This window comes from Streptomyces sp. ISL-94, assembly GCF_018614075.1.
In the GTDB taxonomy this organism is placed as follows: Bacteria; Actinomycetota; Actinomycetes; order Streptomycetales; family Streptomycetaceae; genus Streptomyces.
This window is the reverse complement of sequence record NZ_JAGGOZ010000126.1, coordinates 18,650-34,817: the sequence shown is the minus strand read 5'-3', so window position 1 is coordinate 34,817 and position 16,168 is coordinate 18,650. Positions and strand designations below refer to the sequence as shown.

Annotated in this window: 18 protein-coding genes and 2 pseudogenes; 14 read left to right on the top strand and 6 right to left on the bottom strand. The window is 72.1% G+C overall.

Annotation, left to right across the window (positions count from 1 at the left end; all coding sequences use genetic code 11):
* Window positions 1-172 (top strand): annotated as a pseudogene (locus J7E94_RS32060) (IS110 family transposase); the annotation flags it as partial.
* 511 nt (window positions 173-683) lie between these two features.
* On the opposite strand, the gene J7E94_RS32055 reads toward J7E94_RS32060, so the two are convergent.
* On the bottom strand, window positions 684-1,205 hold the full coding sequence (locus J7E94_RS32055; RefSeq protein WP_215020338.1) for a hypothetical protein: 522 nt from the start codon (window positions 1,203-1,205) through the stop codon (window positions 684-686).
* A gap of 362 nt (window positions 1,206-1,567) precedes the next feature.
* Here J7E94_RS32055 and fmt point away from each other — a divergent pair, with 362 nt between their 5' ends.
* Window positions 1,568-2,512 carry a methionyl-tRNA formyltransferase gene (gene fmt, locus J7E94_RS32050; protein WP_215020340.1) on the top strand — a complete coding sequence of 315 codons (945 nt, stop codon included), beginning with the start codon at window positions 1,568-1,570 and terminating at the stop codon, window positions 2,510-2,512.
* 88 nt (window positions 2,513-2,600) lie between these two features.
* On the top strand, window positions 2,601-4,070 hold the full coding sequence (locus tag J7E94_RS32045; RefSeq protein WP_215020337.1) for an RsmB/NOP family class I SAM-dependent RNA methyltransferase: 1,470 nt from the start codon (window positions 2,601-2,603) through the stop codon (window positions 4,068-4,070).
* Between the two features lie 3 nt (window positions 4,071-4,073).
* Here the strand turns inward: J7E94_RS32045 and J7E94_RS32040 are convergent, their stop codons facing one another.
* Complete coding sequence (locus tag J7E94_RS32040; protein WP_215020336.1) at window positions 4,074-5,039, bottom strand: aldo/keto reductase; 966 nt, start codon at window positions 5,037-5,039, stop codon at window positions 4,074-4,076.
* 195 nt (window positions 5,040-5,234) lie between these two features.
* On the opposite strand from J7E94_RS32040, the pseudogene J7E94_RS36105 reads away from it, so the two are divergent.
* The 7 genes and pseudogenes from J7E94_RS36105 to J7E94_RS32010 all read left to right on the top strand — a co-directional run.
* Window positions 5,235-5,357, top strand: a pseudogene (locus tag J7E94_RS36105) (hypothetical protein); the annotation flags it as partial.
* Between the two features lie 52 nt (window positions 5,358-5,409).
* Window positions 5,410-5,640, top strand: a complete 231-nt coding sequence (locus J7E94_RS32035) for a hypothetical protein (protein ID WP_215020335.1) — start codon at window positions 5,410-5,412, stop codon at window positions 5,638-5,640.
* Window positions 5,641-5,718: 78 nt separating this feature from the next.
* Complete coding sequence (gene rpe / locus J7E94_RS32030) at window positions 5,719-6,405, top strand: ribulose-phosphate 3-epimerase (RefSeq protein ID WP_215020334.1); 687 nt, start codon at window positions 5,719-5,721, stop codon at window positions 6,403-6,405.
* Window positions 6,406-6,510: 105 nt separating this feature from the next.
* The gene (locus tag J7E94_RS32025) at window positions 6,511-7,560 is read left to right on the top strand and encodes a sugar-binding transcriptional regulator (protein ID WP_215020333.1); all 1,050 of its coding nucleotides are present in this window, start codon (window positions 6,511-6,513) and stop codon (window positions 7,558-7,560) included.
* Window positions 7,561-7,673: 113 nt separating this feature from the next.
* Complete coding sequence (locus tag J7E94_RS35160) at window positions 7,674-7,895, top strand: CarD family transcriptional regulator (RefSeq protein WP_251057539.1); 222 nt, start codon at window positions 7,674-7,676, stop codon at window positions 7,893-7,895.
* Between the two features lie 49 nt (window positions 7,896-7,944).
* The gene (locus J7E94_RS32015) at window positions 7,945-8,403 is read left to right on the top strand and encodes a ribonuclease domain-containing protein (protein WP_215020331.1); all 459 of its coding nucleotides are present in this window, start codon (window positions 7,945-7,947) and stop codon (window positions 8,401-8,403) included.
* Window positions 8,400-8,804 carry a barstar family protein gene (locus J7E94_RS32010; protein ID WP_215020330.1) on the top strand — a complete coding sequence of 135 codons (405 nt, stop codon included), beginning with the start codon at window positions 8,400-8,402 and terminating at the stop codon, window positions 8,802-8,804. Before J7E94_RS32015 ends, J7E94_RS32010 begins: the two co-directional genes overlap by 4 nt.
* A 78-nt stretch (window positions 8,805-8,882) precedes the next feature.
* Here the strand turns inward: J7E94_RS32010 and J7E94_RS32005 are convergent, their stop codons facing one another.
* The 4 genes from J7E94_RS32005 to J7E94_RS31990 all read right to left on the bottom strand — a co-directional run bounded on the left by J7E94_RS32005 (window position 8,883) and on the right by J7E94_RS31990 (window position 11,104).
* A complete protein-coding gene (locus J7E94_RS32005; protein WP_251057538.1) occupies window positions 8,883-9,446 on the bottom strand; it encodes a group II truncated hemoglobin in 564 nt (187 codons plus the stop codon).
* A 2-nt stretch (window positions 9,447-9,448) separates the two neighbouring features.
* On the bottom strand, window positions 9,449-9,772 hold the full coding sequence (locus J7E94_RS32000) for a putative quinol monooxygenase (RefSeq protein WP_215020329.1): 324 nt from the start codon (window positions 9,770-9,772) through the stop codon (window positions 9,449-9,451).
* Between the two features lie 71 nt (window positions 9,773-9,843).
* Entirely contained in the window at window positions 9,844-10,344 is a 501-nt protein-coding gene (locus J7E94_RS31995) for a hypothetical protein (RefSeq protein ID WP_215020328.1), read from the bottom strand.
* Window positions 10,345-10,399: 55 nt separating this feature from the next.
* Window positions 10,400-11,104: an NAD(P)/FAD-dependent oxidoreductase gene (locus tag J7E94_RS31990; protein ID WP_285440849.1), complete on the bottom strand. Its 705-nt coding sequence runs from the start codon at window positions 11,102-11,104 to the stop codon at window positions 10,400-10,402.
* A 23-nt stretch (window positions 11,105-11,127) separates the two neighbouring features.
* Between J7E94_RS31990 and J7E94_RS31985 the strand changes: the two genes are divergently transcribed.
* The 4 genes from J7E94_RS31985 (at window position 11,128) to J7E94_RS31970 (ending at window position 15,634) form a co-directional block, all read left to right on the top strand.
* Window positions 11,128-11,547: a hypothetical protein gene (locus tag J7E94_RS31985; protein ID WP_215020327.1), complete on the top strand. Its 420-nt coding sequence runs from the start codon at window positions 11,128-11,130 to the stop codon at window positions 11,545-11,547.
* Window positions 11,548-11,569: 22 nt separating this feature from the next.
* The gene (locus J7E94_RS31980) at window positions 11,570-12,910 is read left to right on the top strand and encodes a transposase (protein ID WP_215020326.1); all 1,341 of its coding nucleotides are present in this window, start codon (window positions 11,570-11,572) and stop codon (window positions 12,908-12,910) included.
* Window positions 12,910-14,046 carry an XdhC family protein gene (locus J7E94_RS31975; protein WP_215020325.1) on the top strand — a complete coding sequence of 379 codons (1,137 nt, stop codon included), beginning with the start codon at window positions 12,910-12,912 and terminating at the stop codon, window positions 14,044-14,046. The genes J7E94_RS31980 and J7E94_RS31975 overlap by 1 nt, the downstream gene beginning before the upstream one ends.
* 145 nt (window positions 14,047-14,191) lie before the next feature.
* Window positions 14,192-15,634: a GuaB1 family IMP dehydrogenase-related protein gene (locus J7E94_RS31970; RefSeq protein ID WP_215020324.1), complete on the top strand. Its 1,443-nt coding sequence runs from the start codon at window positions 14,192-14,194 to the stop codon at window positions 15,632-15,634.
* Window positions 15,635-16,168 lie beyond the last annotated feature (534 nt).

Sequence of the window (16,168 nt, the reverse complement as noted above, 5' to 3'; positions counted from 1 at the left end):
GCACGATGACGCCTCCCGCGCCTACTACGACAAGCAGCGGGCCACCGGCAAAACCCACACCCAGGCCCTCCTCCGCCTCGCCCGCCAGCGCATCAACGTCATCCACGCCATGCTCCGCAACGGCACCCTCTACGAACCCCGCGAACCCAAGAACGTCGAACTCGCCGCATGAACCCGCCACGGACGAACCAGCCCAGAACAGGCGGCGCGGGGTTGACGAAAGACATAGGGGCACCCCCCCGCACCCGGGGCTCCGCCCCGGACCCAACGGGGGCTCCGCCCCGAACCCCGCGCCTCAATCGCCGGCGAGGCCGGAGTGCACCGGCGGGGCTGGAGTGCACCGGCGGGGCTGGAGTGCGCCGGCGGGGCGAGTGGCGCTGCGTGCACCTCTGGGGTAGGGCGGCCATATCCAGCCTCGCCGGCGTTTGAGGCGCGGGGTCTGGGGCGGAGCCCCAGGGGCTTCCAGCCCGTCCGGCGTTTGAGGACCGGGTCCGGGCAGAGCCCGGTTTCGGGAAGGGGCGGGGTGGAGGAAAGCCCCGCGCAGCGGCGCCCGCACCCGGTCGGCCGGGTGGTCGGGACGCCGAACGCCCCCGGTGGGAGCGGGGCTCGCAGCGGGGGCGGGGGAGGCGCGGCGGTCCGGGCCTGCCGTCGGGGGTCGGCGTCCCGGCGGCGCGACCGCAGGGTCAGCCGCTCCGGGGACCGGGGAAGGCGGGCGGCCGGGACGCACCCGCCACAACCTGGGCACCCTCGTGCAACGGCTGCGGCGGCCCCGAGCGCGCCGCCGGGATCGACGGCAGCGGCCCCAGCGTCCGCGTCGTCGTCCCCTCGACCGGCGGCTCGGCGGACTCCGCCGCCTGCGCCCGCCGCGCACCGTACCGCCGGTGCACGGCCTGCTTGGTGACACCGAGCGCCGAACCGACCGCGTCCCACGAGAAGCCGAGCGAGCGGTCGAAGTCCACCGCGGCGGTCACCAGCGTCTCGACGCTGTCCCGCAGCTCCTGCGCGAGGCGGACGGTGGGCGCGGGCGCCCGGCCGTAGACGACGAAGCCCGTGGAGGGGCCCGAGCGGCGGGGGCGGTACACATTGCCGAGCTGGGCGGTGAGCGTACGCAGGGCATCCACCTGCCGGCGAACCCGCTCGATGTCCCGCACCAAGAGGTGCAGGCTGGCCCGGGCTTGGGCGTCGTGGGTGGCGTGGTCGGCCATGAAGAAGCCTCTCGAACCGGTGCTGAAGGGCGGATCGGGCCGCTGAAACCGTTCACGACGCGGCCCGTTTTGGTCAATCTCTCTTGACCAACGCGCCACCTGGCGCCCAGGTCACGGTATGGGGGCGTGTCGGCATATGCGAGGGGCGCGCGTGTGTGTGTACGCCCCCTGTCGCTCTCCTCAAGGGGGCAGCTCGGCCTGTGGTAGTTTCGACACGCCCTGTAAGGGGTCGGTTCGGCTGGACCGCAGCCTTCGGGTTGGAAGCTCGCCGCGCGAGCGGGGGGTGGAGTCACAGACTGGTGCGCTGCCGGCAGCCCTCGTGGCCGCCTACAGAGAAGCTCCAGAAATGAGGTATGACCCCAGTGAAGCTGGTCTTCGCAGGCACTCCTGAGGTCGCCGTGCCGGCCCTGGACGCTCTCATCGCGTCCCGGCGGCACGAGGTCGCCGCAGTCGTCACCCGCCCGGACGCCCCCGCCGGCCGCGGCCGCCGCCTGGTCGCCAGCCCGGTCGCCGAGCGCGCCGAGGAGGCCGGGATCGAGGTCCTGAAGCCCACCCGGCCGCGCGACCCGGAGTTCCAGGCCCGGCTCCGTGAGATCGACCCCGACTGCTGCCCGGTCGTCGCGTACGGCGCGCTGATCCCCAAGAGCGCCATCGAGATCCCCAGGCACGGGTGGGTGAACCTGCACTTCTCGCTGCTGCCGGCCTGGCGCGGCGCCGCGCCCGTCCAGCACTCGATCATGGCGGGGGACCAGGTCACCGGCGCCTCCACCTTCCAGATCGAGGAGGGCCTGGACTCCGGCCCGGTCTACGGCATCCTCACCGAGGAGATCCGGCCCACCGACACCAGCGGCGACCTCCTCACCCGTCTCGCCTTCGCCGGCGCCGGCCTGCTCGCCGCCACCATGGACGGCATCGAGGACGGCACCCTGCGCTCGGTCGAGCAGCCCGCCGACGGGATCTCCCTCGCGCCCAAGATCACCGTGGAGGACGCCCGGATCGACTGGAAAGCCCCCGCGATGCGCGCCGACCGCGTCGTACGCGGCTGCACCCCGGCCCCCGGCGCCTGGACCGTCTTCCGCGGCGAGCGGCTCAAGCTGATCTCGGTCGGCCTGGTGCCCGACCGCACCGACCTGACCCCCGGCGAGCTGGCCCCGGCCAAGAACAACGTCTACGTCGGCACCGGCTCGCACGCCGTGGAGCTGCTCTGGGTTCAGCCGCAGGGCAAGAAGCCGATGCGCGGCGCCGACTGGGCGCGCGGGGTGCGGATCGCCCCCGGCGAGCGGCTCGGCGGGGCGGACGTAGGCTGATCCGTGTAGTCGAGCCGGCAGGCATGACCGCCGGCGCCCGCAGTAGCGCGTCACTCCCGCAGCACTCGTACATCCGGAGCACCTTTCAGTGAGCGAACAGCCCCGCCGTCCCGCCGCAGGCGCGGGTGGCAAGCAGACCCGGCCGGCCAAGCCGCACCGCAGGCCCCAGAAGGACCCCGTCCGGATGCTGGCCTTCGAGGTGCTGCGGGCGGTGGGCGAGCGCGACGCGTACGCGAACCTCGTGCTGCCCCCGCTGCTGCGCAAGGCCCGCCAGAACGAGAGCTTCCAGGCGCGCGACGCGGCGCTGGCCACCGAGCTGGTCTACGGGACGCTGCGCCGGCAGGGCACGTACGACGCGGTCATCAAGGCGTGCATCGACCGGCCGCTGCGCGAGGTGGACCCGCCGGTGCTCGACGTGCTCTCGCTCGGCGCCCACCAGCTGCTCGGCACCCGCATCCCGACCCACGCGGCGGTCTCCGCGAGCGTGGAACTGGCCCGGGTGGTGCTCGGCGACGGCCGCGCGAAGTTCGTGAACGCCGTGCTCAGGAAGATCGCGGCGCACGACCTGGAGGGCTGGCTGGAGCGGGTCGCGCCGCCGTACGAGGAGGACGCCGAGGAACACCTCGCCGTCTACCACTCGCACCCCCGCTGGGTCGTCAGCGCCCTGTGGGACTCCCTCGGCGGCGGGCGCGCCGGGATCGAGGACCTGCTGGAGGCCGACAACGAACGGCCCGAGGTCACCCTGGTCGCACGGCCGGGGCGGTCCACCACGGAGGAGCTGCTGGAGGCGGTCGGCGAGGACTCGGCGCTGCCGGGCCGCTGGTCCCCCTACGCCGTCCGGATGGCGGAGGGCGGCGAGCCGGGCGCGCTGGAGGCCGTGCGCGACGGGCGCGCGGGCGTCCAGGACGAGGGCAGCCAGCTGGTGGCGATGGCCCTCGCGGCCGCGCCCGTCGAGGGCCGCGACGAGCGCTGGCTGGACGGCTGCGCGGGCCCCGGCGGCAAGGCGGCGCTGCTCGGCGCGCTCGCCGCGCAGCGCGGGGCGTTCCTGCTGGCCTCCGAGAAGCAGCCGCACCGGGCGCGCCTCGTGGAGCGGGCCCTGGCCGGCAACCCCGGCCCGTACCAGGTCATCACGGCCGACGGCACCCGGCCGCCGTGGCGGCCGGGCTCCTTCGACCGCGTCCTGATGGACGTGCCGTGCACCGGCCTCGGCGCCCTGCGCCGCCGCCCGGAGGCCCGCTGGCGCCGCCGCCCCGAAGACCTGGAGGGCTTCGCCCCGCTCCAGCGCGGCTTGCTGCGCGAGGCGCTGGCAGCGGTACGCGTGGGCGGCGTCGTGGGTTACGCGACGTGCTCCCCGCACCTGGCGGAGACCCGGGTCGTCGTCGAAGACGTCCTGAAGGGCCGCGGCGCGGGCAACTCCCCGATCGCCGCCGAGCTGATCGACGCCCGCCCGTACATGGCGGGCGTCCCGGGCCTGGGTGACGGCCCGGACGTCCAGCTGTGGCCGCACCTGCACGGCACGGATGCGATGTACCTGGCCCTGCTGCGGCGGATGGCGTAGGGGTCAGGAGTAGAAGTTGCGCTCCCAACGGTGCTTGGCGAGCACGGCGAGCTGATCGGCGGTCAGGGGACGCCCGTCGCTCACGGCGGTGTTGCGCTCCACGTTCCGCACGGTGCGCATGCCGGGGATGACAGTGGAGACGGCCGGTGCGCTGAGTACGTAGCGCAGCGCCGTCTCCGCCATCTCGCCGGTGGAGATGCCCAGGCCGGCGGTGATCGCGTCGACGCGCCGCTCGACCTGCGCGGGACGGTCGCCGCGGAAGTAGCGGCTGCGGAAGTCCCCCTCGGGGAAGGTGGTCCCGGCCGTGACACGCCCCGTCAGGCCGCCCTCGTCGAGGGCCACGCGGACGATCACGCCGACCCCTTCCTCCTCGCAGGCGGGGAACAGGGTGTCGGCCGGGGCCTGGTCGAAGATGTTGTAGATCACCTGCACGGTGTCCACCACACCGCTGCGCACCAGGGCGAGGGCGTTCTCCGGCTGGTGGTCGTTGACGGAAACGCCGAACAGCCGGATCTTCCCCTGCCGCTTCAGCTCCGCAACGGTCTCCAGCCAGTCGCCGCGGCCGACCCACTCGTCGCTCCAGACGTGGAACTGCAGGACATCGAAACGATCCAGGCCGCTTGCCCGCAGGCTGGCCTCCAGGCTTTCGCGGATGTGCGCGCCCGGAAACGCCTCCGAGGGGTCGAGGCCGCCGGGGGCGGGCCACACGCGGTTCTTGGGCGGCACCTTGGTCGCCACGTACACCTGATCGCCGGCCCGCTCGCGTACCACCCGGCCCACGATGCGCTCGCTGTCCCCGTAGCCGCGAGCGGTGTCGATGAGGTTCACGCCCAGGTCGATGGAGCGGTGCAGGGCACGCAGGGACTCGTCCTCGGTGGCGCCCACCCACCCGGACGCCCCGATGCCCCAGGCCCCGTACCCGATCTCCGACACCGACAGCCCACTGCGTCCCAACTCGCGGTACCGCACGCTCGTCCTCCCGCCCACGTCGCCATGTCCTCCGGCGACCCTAGGGGATGGGAAGGCAAGGGGGCGGGGCCTTTGCGGACAGGGCCCGCGGGCGGGGACGCCGCATGGTGACTCCCCATCCGGGACTGAGCAGCCGTACTCAGGTGAGAGGCCCCGGCCCTCCCCATACTGGCTGCCGAACGAACGGGAGAGCCAGTGAGGAAACGCCGGTCGAAGCTCGAACCGTGGGCGCCGGGAGGCTACTTGGCCGTGGTGCTCGCACTGCAGATCTGGGTGGAGGTGCTCAGCCGCACCGGGGACGCGGGGTTCGCCGGCATCTGGCCGCTGCTCGCCACCGCACCCTTCAGCATCCTGGCACTGGCAGCCCCTCTTGTCCGGTCCGCGCGCACCCGTCGAGCCGCCGGCCGACTGGAGCCTGGAACCGCCCGCGAGCGAGCCGCCCGACACGTGGACGGGCTCCGGCTTCTACGGTGCGGTCCTCCTCGTCGCCCTGGTCAACGCCACGCTGCTGTGGGCGCCGGCGCGCGCCCTGGTACCGCGCCGCCGGGCCGGAACCCGCGCCGAAGGAGAACCCGGAGGACAAGTGAAAGGTCCTGCATGATCATTCGGGCGGTGCTGCGCGGCGGGTGACTTCCGGGGTCGTGGCCGGAACCGAGCGGGGGCATGGCAGGCTGGGGGCATGGCCGCTCAGATTTATCCCAGCATCCTGTCCGCCGACTTCGCCCGCCTCGCCGAGGAGGCGAAGGCCGTCGAGGGAGCCGACTGGCTGCATGTCGACGTCATGGACAACCACTTCGTCCCGAACCTCACCCTCGGCATGCCGATCGTGGAGTCCCTGAGCAGGGCCACGGACATCCCGCTCGATCTCCACCTGATGATCGAGAACCCGGACCGCTGGGCCCCCCAGTACGTGGAGGCCGGTGCGGGATCGGTCACCTTCCACGCCGAGGCGGCGGCCGCCCCGGTGCGGCTGGCGCGCGAGATCCGGGCCAAGGGGGCGCGGGCGTCCATGGCGCTCAAGCCCGCGACCCCGATCGAGCAGTACGAGGACATCCTCCCCGAGCTCGACATGCTGCTGATCATGACGGTCGAGCCGGGCTTCGGCGGACAGGCCTTCCTCGACATCATGCTGCCCAAGATCCGCCGTACGCGGGAGCTGATCACCAAGCACGGACTGGAGCTGTGGCTCCAGGTGGACGGCGGGGTCTCGGCGTCGACCATCGAACGCTGTGCCGAGGCCGGCGCGGACGTCTTCGTGGCGGGCAGCGCGGTCTACGGCGCGGTCGAGCCGGCCGCTGCCGTGCGCACGCTGCGTGAGCAGGCGGACGCGGCGATCTCCGTGGCGCCGTGGGCTTGCGACCACTGAGCCAAGGCTTGGTGAACAGCTCGGTGAACGGAAGCCGTCCAGGCTGATCAACAGCCGTTGGATCTGACAGGATGAACGACGAGTCGAGAGTGTGAACACGAGAGTGTGAACAGCAGTGAGGAGAACGCGGTGTCTGCAATGTCGGCGGGACGGTCAGCCCTGCGGATGGGACCCGCGGAGCTGGTGCAGGCGGCGGCCATGGCGCGCCGCTTCTACCTCGAGGGGAAGTCCAAGATCCAGATCGCCGAGGAGTTCGGCGTGAGCCGCTTCAAGGTGGCCCGGGTCCTGGAGACCGCGCTGGAACGCGACCTCGTACGGATCGAGATCCGCGTACCGGCCGAACTGGACGCGGAGCGGTCGGACGCGCTCCGGGCCCGCTACGGGCTCCGGCATGCCGTCGTGGTGGAGTCGCCCGCCGACGCCACCGAGGACGCGCCCGATCCGGAGAACCTGGGCGCGGTCGCCGCCGATCTGCTGGGCGAGCTGGTCAACGAGGGCGACGTACTGGGCCTCGCGTGGGGGCGCTCGACGATCCACATGGCCGCCTCCCTGCACCGGCTGCCGCCGTGCACCGTGGTGCAGCTGACCGGTGTCTACGACGCGGGCACCGCCGAGCGGGGTTCGGTCGAGGCCGTGCGCAGGGCCGCCCAGGTCTCGGGGGGCGACGCGCACCCGATCTACGCGCCGATGCTGCTGCCCGATCCGGCGACGGCGGCCGCGCTGCGGAACCAGACCGGGATCGCACGGGCCTTCGAGTACTTCGACAAGGTGACGGTCGCGGCCGTCTCCATCGGGTCGTGGGAACCGGGCATCTCGACGGTCCACGACATGCTGAGCGACGAGGAGCGGGCCCACTACGCCTCCCTCGGTGTGGCGGCCGAGATGTCCGCCCACTTGTTCGATTCCGAGGGGCGGCGGGTCGGCCGGGACCTCGGCGAGCGGTGCATCACCGTAGAGGCGGACCGGCTGCGGCGGATCCCCGAGGTCGTGGCGATCGCGGGCGGGCTGCGCAAGGCCTCCGCGATCGGAGCGGTGCTGCGGTCGGGGCTGGTGACCAGCCTCGTCACGGACACGGCGGTCGCGGACTACCTGCTCACCGAGTCGGCGCCGGGGCTGCGGCCGGCGCTGGAGCGGGCCGACCCCGACGATCTGTAGGCGCTGTGGCCGCGGCCGTGGCCCCCGCGGCCCGGCGGCTTGTGCGGATGGTGCCGTAATTGAGATCCGAACGGCGGACCGCGAGGCGGCCTGCGGGGCGCATACTGGTTCCAATGACAAAGTCAGCAGTACCTCGCCGCCATTTGCCGTCCAGCCCGTTCAAGGCCCCCGCTGAACAGCCCATCCGGCAGTTCAGCGTCGGCGACCGGGTCAGTCACGATGAGCACGGCCTCGGCCGTGTCGTCGGAATCGAGGAGGGGATCGCTGTTCTCGTCGACTTCGGGTCGGTCCAGAAACGCGTCCTGAGTCCCTACACCAAGTTGGCCAAGCTCTGAGGTCATCGGGCGATTCGCGAGCGAATCGGATATTTGGCACGATCGGTGCATGATCTTTCGGAACGTGCCCCGATCGTTGCCGCGTTTGCTGGGGGCTCTGTTCCTCTGCGCCGCGCTGGTCGGTGCGGTGGGCTGCGGTGGGCAGAAACCCGCGCCTGCCGCCGCCAGTGCCAGTGCCAGTGCCCCCGGGGGTAGTACCGGTGGCACCGCCGCGCCCGGATGGGCGAAGGGGATGGCGACCGTACGGGCGGACGCGCTGCCGCAGCAGGCCCGGGACGTGCTCGCGCTCATCGACAAGGGCGGGCCGTATCCGTACCGGCAGGACGGGACCGTCTTCGGGAACTTCGAGAAGGCGCTGCCGAAGCAGAGGCGTGGCTACTACCACGAGTTCACCGTGAGGACGCCGGGGGAGCGGGATCGCGGGGCCCGGCGGATCGTGACGGGCGAGGGTGGGGAGTTCTACTACACGGACGACCACTACGACACCTTCAAGGCGGTTCTCCGATGACCACCCTGGACCCGCAGCCGCTCGCCCCGGCGCTCGCAGCCGCCGAGGAGGCGGGCTGGACGACCGTCCGGCTGGACTTGGACGGCGTACGGAGCAAGGCCGAGCTGATGCGGCGCTGCGGGGATGCGTTGCTCCTGCCGGAGTGGTTCGGGGGGAACTGGGATGCGCTGGCGGACTGCCTGATCGACTTGTCGTGGCTGCCGGATGCCGCGGGGCGGCTTGTGGCGGTGACGTCGTGGCGGGGGTTTGCCGCTGTGCGGCCGACTGACTGGGAGGTCCTGCGGGAGATCCTGGAGCAGGCCGTGGACTTCTGGCGGGAGCGGAGTGGGGGGCCGGCGTTGACGGTGTTGCTGGCGGACGGCCCTGCCGGCGCCGCGTCGGGCCGGGGCCCGCGGCTCTAGCGACGGCGGAGCCGACCCCTGGGGCTCCGCCCCAGACCCCGCGCCTCAAGCGCCGACGAGGCTGGGTGTGGCTGCGCCTCAGGCGTGCTCGGGCTGGGTTTGGCCGCGCCTCAGGCGTGCCCGGGCTGGGTTTGGCCGCGCCTCGACCGTTGGCCGGGCCGGGGCATTAGGTCGTGGGGTTTTGGGGATCCAGGGTGGGGTTTGGTTCCAGGACCAGACTGGGATGTCGGCTGCGTTGACCGGGGGTGGGTTGGGGCCCGAGTAGACCAGGGCCATGCGGGTGCCCCACTCGATGTAGTAGGCGAACACCGCGCGGAATTCGGGGTCCGTCGGGAGGCCGACCTCGTCGGCCGTGTCCATCAGGAGGTCCACCCAGCGGCGGCGCTGTTTCTCGGTGATGCCGCGGCCCAGGTGTTTGGTGGCCATGTGCTGGTGGCCGTCGTGGTGGGCGGTGTAGTCCGACGGGCCGCCGAAGACCTCCGACAGCCAGACCGCGACGTGCTGCGGGTGCTGCGAGCCCATGCCGGCGAAGACCGGGGCCAGGATCTCGTCCCGCAGGGCGTGGGCGTAGAAGGCGTCGGTGAGGCGGTTCATCGCCTCCGCGCCGCCCATCCACTCGTAGACGGTGGGTGTGGTGCTCATGGTTATGCGGAGGCCTTTCCCGTTCCCACGATGCCGGTCACGACGTAGTGCTGCATCTCCTCGATGGCCGTCACGTACGGACGGATCGCGCTGAAGAACGCGGGGAAGTGCTCCCCCTTGCGGAAGCCGCTGAGGTGGGCGTCGACCGAGGTCCAGCGGATGCGGAGGATGTAGCGCTCCTTCTCCTCCTCGCAGCGCGCCAGCTCGTAGTCGATGCACTCGGGCGAAGCGGCCAGGGCCTCGGCGGCCCGGGCGTACGCGTCCTCGAAGGCCGGCTGGTCGTCCAATGCGATCCGGTAGCGGATGTATTCGACGGTGGTGGTCATGGTGCGTGCCCTCCCTGGGTGGTGGTCGTGGCCAGCCTTACGCGATCATGTGCCGGGGTGGGGCTTTTTACTCATTCGGGCCCGGACTTCATGGAGTCCGGTGCGTCCGGGCCCTGTGCGCGGACCTGGTGGACCTTGTCCAGGGAGTCGCGCAGCTCCGTCAGCCACGCGTCGGTGTTGCGCCCGACGAGGCGCACGCACCAGGCGAGGGCGTCGGCCCGGCTGCGGGCGACGCCGCCGGCGACCAGGGTGTCGAGGACCTGGCGTTCGGACTGGCGCAGGCGGGTCATCACCGGGACGGCGAGGTGGGTGAAGAGGACCGTCTCCTCACCCGTCCGTACGCCCCAGGCGACCTTGCGGCGGTAGAGCTCCTCGGCCTCGCGGGCCACCTCGATGCGCTGCTCGCGGGTGCGTTCGCGGAACTCCTTGGCCGACTCGGTCGCCGGGATGGTGCCGACGACCGTGATCTCCTCGCGGTCGACCGTGACCGAGACGAGGGATGCGTAGATGTCCACCGGCAGGCGCTCGGCGAACCAGACACGGAGCTGTTCGCTCTGTTCGGCTGTAATCATGTAATCAACGTTGCGTCCGCTGGGGGCTTGATCACAAGAGCTTCGGTGTTCGCTCTCAGCCCATCGAGCGGTAGCGGTGGATGAGGGAGACCGCCATCGCGCCCTCGCCGACGCCCGAGGCGACCCGCTTCACGGAGTGGGCGCGGACGTCGCCCGCCGCGAAGACGCCCGGGACGCTCGTCTCCAGGGGGTACGGCGCGCGTTCCAGGCTCCACTCGGCCGGCAGTTCGCCGCCGTTCGCGATCAGGTCCGAGCTGGTGAGGACGAAGCCGTACTCGTCGCGCTCGACGACGCCCGACAGCCAGTCGGTGTGCGGGCGGGCGCCGATGAAGGTGAACAGGAAGCGGGCCGGGACCTCCGTGTCCTCGCCGGTGTCCGCGTCGTGCAGGACCAGCCGTTCCAGATGCTCGTCGCCGTCGAGGCGGACCACCGTCGTACGGACAATCACCTCGATGTTCGGGGTGCGGTCGATCTCGTCGATCAGGTAGCGGGACATGCTCGCGTCGAGGGAGGCCGCGCGGACCAGGACCGTCACGCGGGCCGCGTACTTGGCGAAGTGGACCGCCGCCTGGCCGGCCGAGTTGGCGCCGCCGACGATGAACACGTGCTGCGAGATGCAGGCCGAGCTCTCCGTGGTCGCCGCGCCGTAGTAGAGGCCCGCCCCCTCGAAGCGGTCCGCGCCGGGGGCTTCGAGGCGGTTGTACGAGACCCCGGTGGCCAGCAGGACCGTCTCCGCGGAGATCTCCGTGCCGTCGGCCAGCGTGAGGATCTTCGCGGGGTCGTTTGTACACCACCAACGTCCTCGCCGAACACCTCATGGAGGAGGGCGGCTCCGCCCACGCCGCCGCGGTCCTCTACAGCGGCGTGACCGTGGCCTACGCCTTGGCGTTCCTGGCCTTCTGGTGGTACGTCACCCGCGTCGGACACCTCTTCCACGAACAGGTGGACAAAGAGGGGGCCAGGGCCACCCGGGTGCGTTTCGGCCTCGGCGCCATCGCCTACCCCTGCACTGTCGTCCTGGCCTTCTACTCCGCGCCGCTCACCCTTGTCGCCCACTTCCTGATCGCGCTCTACTATGCGGCGAACCAGATCCCCATCCCCCTCGTGGTAGAGGAAGAGCGGCTCGAATCTGCCGGCGACCTCAGGAAGTGGCCGCCGGGGTCTACGGCCGTTCTCTGCGGTCAAGTAGGGTATCGGATCTAGCTGGTCGCGGGGGAGGCCGAAGATGGCTCGCGTAGTCCTGCCGGAGGATTCCACAAAGGAAATCTCCGAATTGATCGACGTCCTGATCTCTCTTCTTTTCGAGTCTTTACCCCGGCGGGACCAGCGAAACTGGGCCCGCGTTTATCTGAACGGCCTCGTGCGGACCACCGGGAAGAAAACAATCCGTAACATCGCCGGAACAGGGGCCAGTTCAGTCGAGCAGAGCCTCCAGCAGTTCATCAGCAAGTCCCCCTGGGACTGGACCCCGGTCCGCCGCTCCCTCGCCCAGCACCTCGAACGCACCGCTCAGCGCCCGCTGGCCTGGGTGCTCCAGCCCATGGTCATAGAGAAGGCCGGCGACCGCTCGGTCGGCGTCGGCCGGCAGTTCGTCCCCCAGCTCGGCCGCACCGCCAACTGCCAGCAGGCCGGCGGCATCTGGCTCGCCTCCAGCGAAGCGAGCTTCCCGGTCGAATGGACCCTCACCCTCCCCGGGCCCTGGACCGGCGAACTCCTGCGCCGCCGCCGCGCCGGCATCCCCGACACCGCCCGCTCGCTCACCCCCGCCCAGGACGCCGTACAGGCCGTCCAGCGGATGGCCGCCACCTGGCAACTCCAGCGCCGCCCGGTGGTGATGGAGGTCGCCAACTGCGATCTGCCGCAGAGCATCGAATCCTTCGCCGCCCAGGACATCCCCTTCGTGTTCAAGGTCGACGGCTCGCTGCCCGTCTCCTTCGGCGGCGCCGGCCGGCACAAACCCGGGCCGCACACCGCACCCGCCCGCGAACTCATCGACTCCCTGCGCTCCCAGCGCCGCGTCGTCGAATGGACCCGCCACGGCCGCGCCGAGGGCGCGGTGACCCTGCTGACCGCGGCCTCCATCCTCGCCACCCCCTGCGAGGACCGGCCCCTGCCCGTGCCGTCCACCCCGCTGCTGCTCGTCGGCGCCTGGACCGAAGCCGCCCTGCTGCCCTCCGAGTTCTGGGTCACCAACATCGGCGACCGGCCGCTCGCCCAGCTCTTCCTGCTCGCCAAGCTCACCGACCGCGTCTCCCTCGACTTCACCGAGACCTGCGAACCCGTCGGCATCCGCGACTTCGAGGGCCGCTCCTTCCGCGGCTGGCACCACCACGCCACCCTCGCGAGCGTCGCCCACGCCGCGAAACTCCTCGGCGCGCGCGGCGGGGCACCCGAGGCATACGCCGGCCCCACCCGCTCCGCCGCCACCCGGCCGGCCACCCCCGGCAGACCGGCGGCCGCCGCCTCGCCCACCACGGTCCGGCTCCCCGCCGCCCGACCCCCGGCCGCGCTGCCGCCCCGGCCCCTCGTCCCCGGACAGGCCGCCCTCCGCGAGTACATCCGCTGATGCTCGACATCACCGACGGGCTACGCGCGTGGTGCGCCGCGCAACGGGACTTCGCCCTGGCCACCATCGTCGCCGTCAGCGGCAGCGCCCCGCGCGGCCCCGGCGCCTCCCTCGCCGTCGACGACCGGGGCACCGCGCTCGGCTCCCTCTCCGGGGGCTGCGTGGAGTCCGCCGTACACGAGCTCTGCCTCGACGCGATCGAGTCCGGCACGGGCGGCGTACACCGCTTCGGCTACAGCGACGACGCCTTCGCCGTGGGGCTGACCTGCGGGGGAGTCCTCGACGTCCTGGTCACTCCGGTACGCGGACACGACCCCGTGCGGCCCGTCATCAGCTCCGTGCTCGACGCCGCCGCCGACGGGACACGGGCCGCGCTGGCCCGGGTGGTCTCCGGCCCGCCGCCGCAGCTCGGCCGGGCGCTCGCCGTCCACGCCGACGGCACCTGCGAAGGCGGCCTCGGCGGCGGGGCCGCCCTCGACCGGGCCGCCGCCGCGCGGGTCCGCACCCTGCTGCTGGCCGGCCGCACCGGCACCGCCGAGCTCGCCGCCGCGGGCGGACTGTGCGGGGAGCCGCTGACCCTGCTCGTCGAGTCGGCCGCCGAGCCGGCCCGGCTGATCGTCTACGGAGCCATCGACTTCGCCGCCGCCCTCACCCGGATCGGCGCCTTCCTGGGCCACCGGGTCACCGTGTGCGACGCCCGGCCCGTCTTCGCGACCCCCGCCCGCTTCCCCGACGCCCACGAGGTGATCGTCGACTGGCCGCACCGCCACCTGGCCGCGCAATGGGACGCCGGCCGGCTGGACACCCGTACGGCGGTCTGCGTCCTGACCCACGACGCCAAATTCGACGTACCGCTGCTGGAACTCGCCCTGCGGCTGCCGCTCGCCTACGCCGGAGCCATGGGATCGCGCCGCACCCACGCCGAGCGGGCCCGGCGGCTACGGGAGGAAGGCGTCCCGCAGGCCGCGCTGGACCGGCTGCGCTCACCCCTCGGCCTCGACCTCGGCGGCACAACCCCCGAGGAAACCGCACTGGCCATCGCCGCCGAGTTCACGGCGGTCCGGTACGGCGGATCAGTGCTCCCGCTCACGGGCTGCCGGGGCCCCGTACGCCGCACGGGCACCGAAGTCCCGTAGGAACCGACCACAAGGCCCGGTATGTCCTGGACGATCAGCCCGGGCGTGGTAAACGCCGGGACGTGGGAGAATGAAGTACGTGCGTTTCCTCGGCTTGCCCTGACGGGCAGGGCCGGCCCCTCCGATCGACTGGGATGTTCAGCACGTGCGTTTCCTCAATGATCTGAAGCCGCCGTACGACCTCACGTACGACGATGTGTTCATGGTGCCGAGCCGCTCCGCGGTGGGTTCCCGCCAGGGTGTCGACCTCTCCGCGCCCGACGGCACCGGCACCACCATTCCGCTGGTCGTGGCGAACATGACCGCCATCGCGGGCCGCCGGATGGCCGAGACCGTCGCCCGCCGCGGCGGCATCGTCGTCATCCCCCAGGACATCCCGATCGAGATCGTCACCGACGTCATCTCCTGGGTGAAGACCCGCCACCTCGTGCTCGACACCCCGATCACGCTGGCGCCCACCCAGACCGTCGCCGACGCGCTGTCCCTGCTGCCCAAGCGCGCCCACGGCGCCGGCGTCGTCGTCGACGCCGACAACAGGCCGGTCGGCGTCGTCACCGACCACGACCTGACCGGCGTGGACCGCTTCACCCAGCTCTCCGAGGTCATGTCGAAGGAGCTGCTGCTCATCGACGCCGACATCGACCCGCGCGAGGCCTTCAACACCCTCGACGCCGGCCACCGCAAGCTGGCCCCGGCCGTCGACAAGGACGGCAAGCTCGTCGGCATCCTGACCCGCAAGGGCGCGCTGCGCGCGACCCTGTACACCCCGGCCACCGACGCCAACGGCAAGCTGCGCATCGCGGCCGCCGTCGGCATCAACGGCGACTTCGTGCAGAAGGCCAAGCAGCTGCTCGACGCGGGCGTGGACACGCTCGTCATCGACACGGCGCACGGCCACCAGGAGTCGATGATCAACGCGATCAAGGCCGTCCGCGCGCTGGACCCGCAGGTCCCGATCGTGGCGGGCAACATCGTCGCCGCCGAGGGCGTGCGCGATCTGATCGAGGCCGGCGCGGACATCATCAAGGTCGGTGTGGGCCCCGGCGCCATGTGCACCACCCGCATGATGACCGGCGTGGGCCGCCCGCAGTTCTCCGCGGTGCTGGAGTGCGCGGCGGAGGCGAAGAAGTACGGCAAGCACGTGTGGGCAGACGGCGGTGTCCGTCACCCGCGCGACGTGGCGATGGCGCTGGCCGCCGGTGCGTCGAACGTGATGATCGGCTCCTGGTTCGCGGGGACGTACGAGTCCCCGGGCGACCTCCAGCAGTCCGCCGAGGGGCACCTGTACAAGGAGTCCTTCGGCATGGCGTCGGCGCGGGCGGTGCAGAACCGGACGTCCGAGGAGTCGGCGTACGACAGGGCCCGCAAGGGGCTCTTCGAGGAGGGCATCTCCACTTCGCGCATGTTCCTGGACCCGACGCGTCCGGGCGTCGAGGACCTGATCGACTCGATCATCGCGGGTGTCCGGTCCTCTTGCACCTACGCGGGTGCGGGGTCCCTCGCGGAGTTCGAGGAGAAGGCGGTCGTCGGGGTCCAGTCGGCGGCGGGCTATGCCGAGGGCAAGCCGCTGCACGCCAGCTGGAGCTAGTCCCCCGCTTCCCGTGGCCCCGCCGTCCCCTCCCGGACGCCGGGGCCACGGCCATTCCCGACCGGCTGTCCCGGCACACCCCACCCCCGGGGCTCCGCCCCGTACCCCGCGCCTCAAACGCCGGCGGGGCTGAGTTGTCCGGGGCTCCGCCCCAGCCGCCCCCGCCTCAATCGCCGGCGGGGCCGAAGTGTGGTGCGGCCGATCGGCCTCGCGCGGCTCAAAGCCCGGGGCTCCGCCCCGTACCCCGGGCCTCAAACGCCGGCGGGGCTGAGTTGCCCGGGGCTCCGCCCCGTACCCCGGGCCTCAAACGCCGACGGGGCTGGATATGCCCCGCGAATCCATTCGCGCCAGGCACATGCAGCCCGCTGGGCCGACGGTGTCAGCCATTTTCAGCCGCGCCGGCGTTTGAGGCGGACTGCCCAGCCGTGCCGGGCGGACGGGGGGTATCCAGCCTCGCCGGTGTTTGAGGCGCGGGGTGTGGGGCGGAGCACCAGGGGGCGGTGGGCCGGTGGACCGTTCGGCTGGCCGGTTGAC

Bases quoted from the DNA above. Each gene is read 5' to 3' on its own strand.
- J7E94_RS32055 (WP_215020338.1), bottom strand. From the start codon at position 1,205: ATGGCCGACCACGCCACCCACGACGCCCAAGCCCGGGCCAGCCTGCAC.
- rpe (WP_215020334.1), top strand. From the start codon at position 5,719: ATGGCCGCTCAGATTTATCCCAGCATCCTGTCCGCCGACTTCGCCCGC.
- J7E94_RS35160 (WP_251057539.1), top strand. From the start codon at position 7,674: ATGACAAAGTCAGCAGTACCTCGCCGCCATTTGCCGTCCAGCCCGTTC.
- J7E94_RS32015 (WP_215020331.1), top strand. From the start codon at position 7,945: ATGATCTTTCGGAACGTGCCCCGATCGTTGCCGCGTTTGCTGGGGGCT.
- J7E94_RS32010 (WP_215020330.1), top strand. From the start codon at position 8,400: ATGACCACCCTGGACCCGCAGCCGCTCGCCCCGGCGCTCGCAGCCGCC.
- J7E94_RS32005 (WP_251057538.1), bottom strand. From the start codon at position 9,446: ATGAGCACCACACCCACCGTCTACGAGTGGATGGGCGGCGCGGAGGCG.
- J7E94_RS32000 (WP_215020329.1), bottom strand. From the start codon at position 9,772: ATGACCACCACCGTCGAATACATCCGCTACCGGATCGCATTGGACGAC.
- J7E94_RS31995 (WP_215020328.1), bottom strand. From the start codon at position 10,344: ATGATTACAGCCGAACAGAGCGAACAGCTCCGTGTCTGGTTCGCCGAG.
- J7E94_RS31980 (WP_215020326.1), top strand. From the start codon at position 11,570: ATGGCTCGCGTAGTCCTGCCGGAGGATTCCACAAAGGAAATCTCCGAA.
- J7E94_RS31975 (WP_215020325.1), top strand. From the start codon at position 12,910: ATGCTCGACATCACCGACGGGCTACGCGCGTGGTGCGCCGCGCAACGG.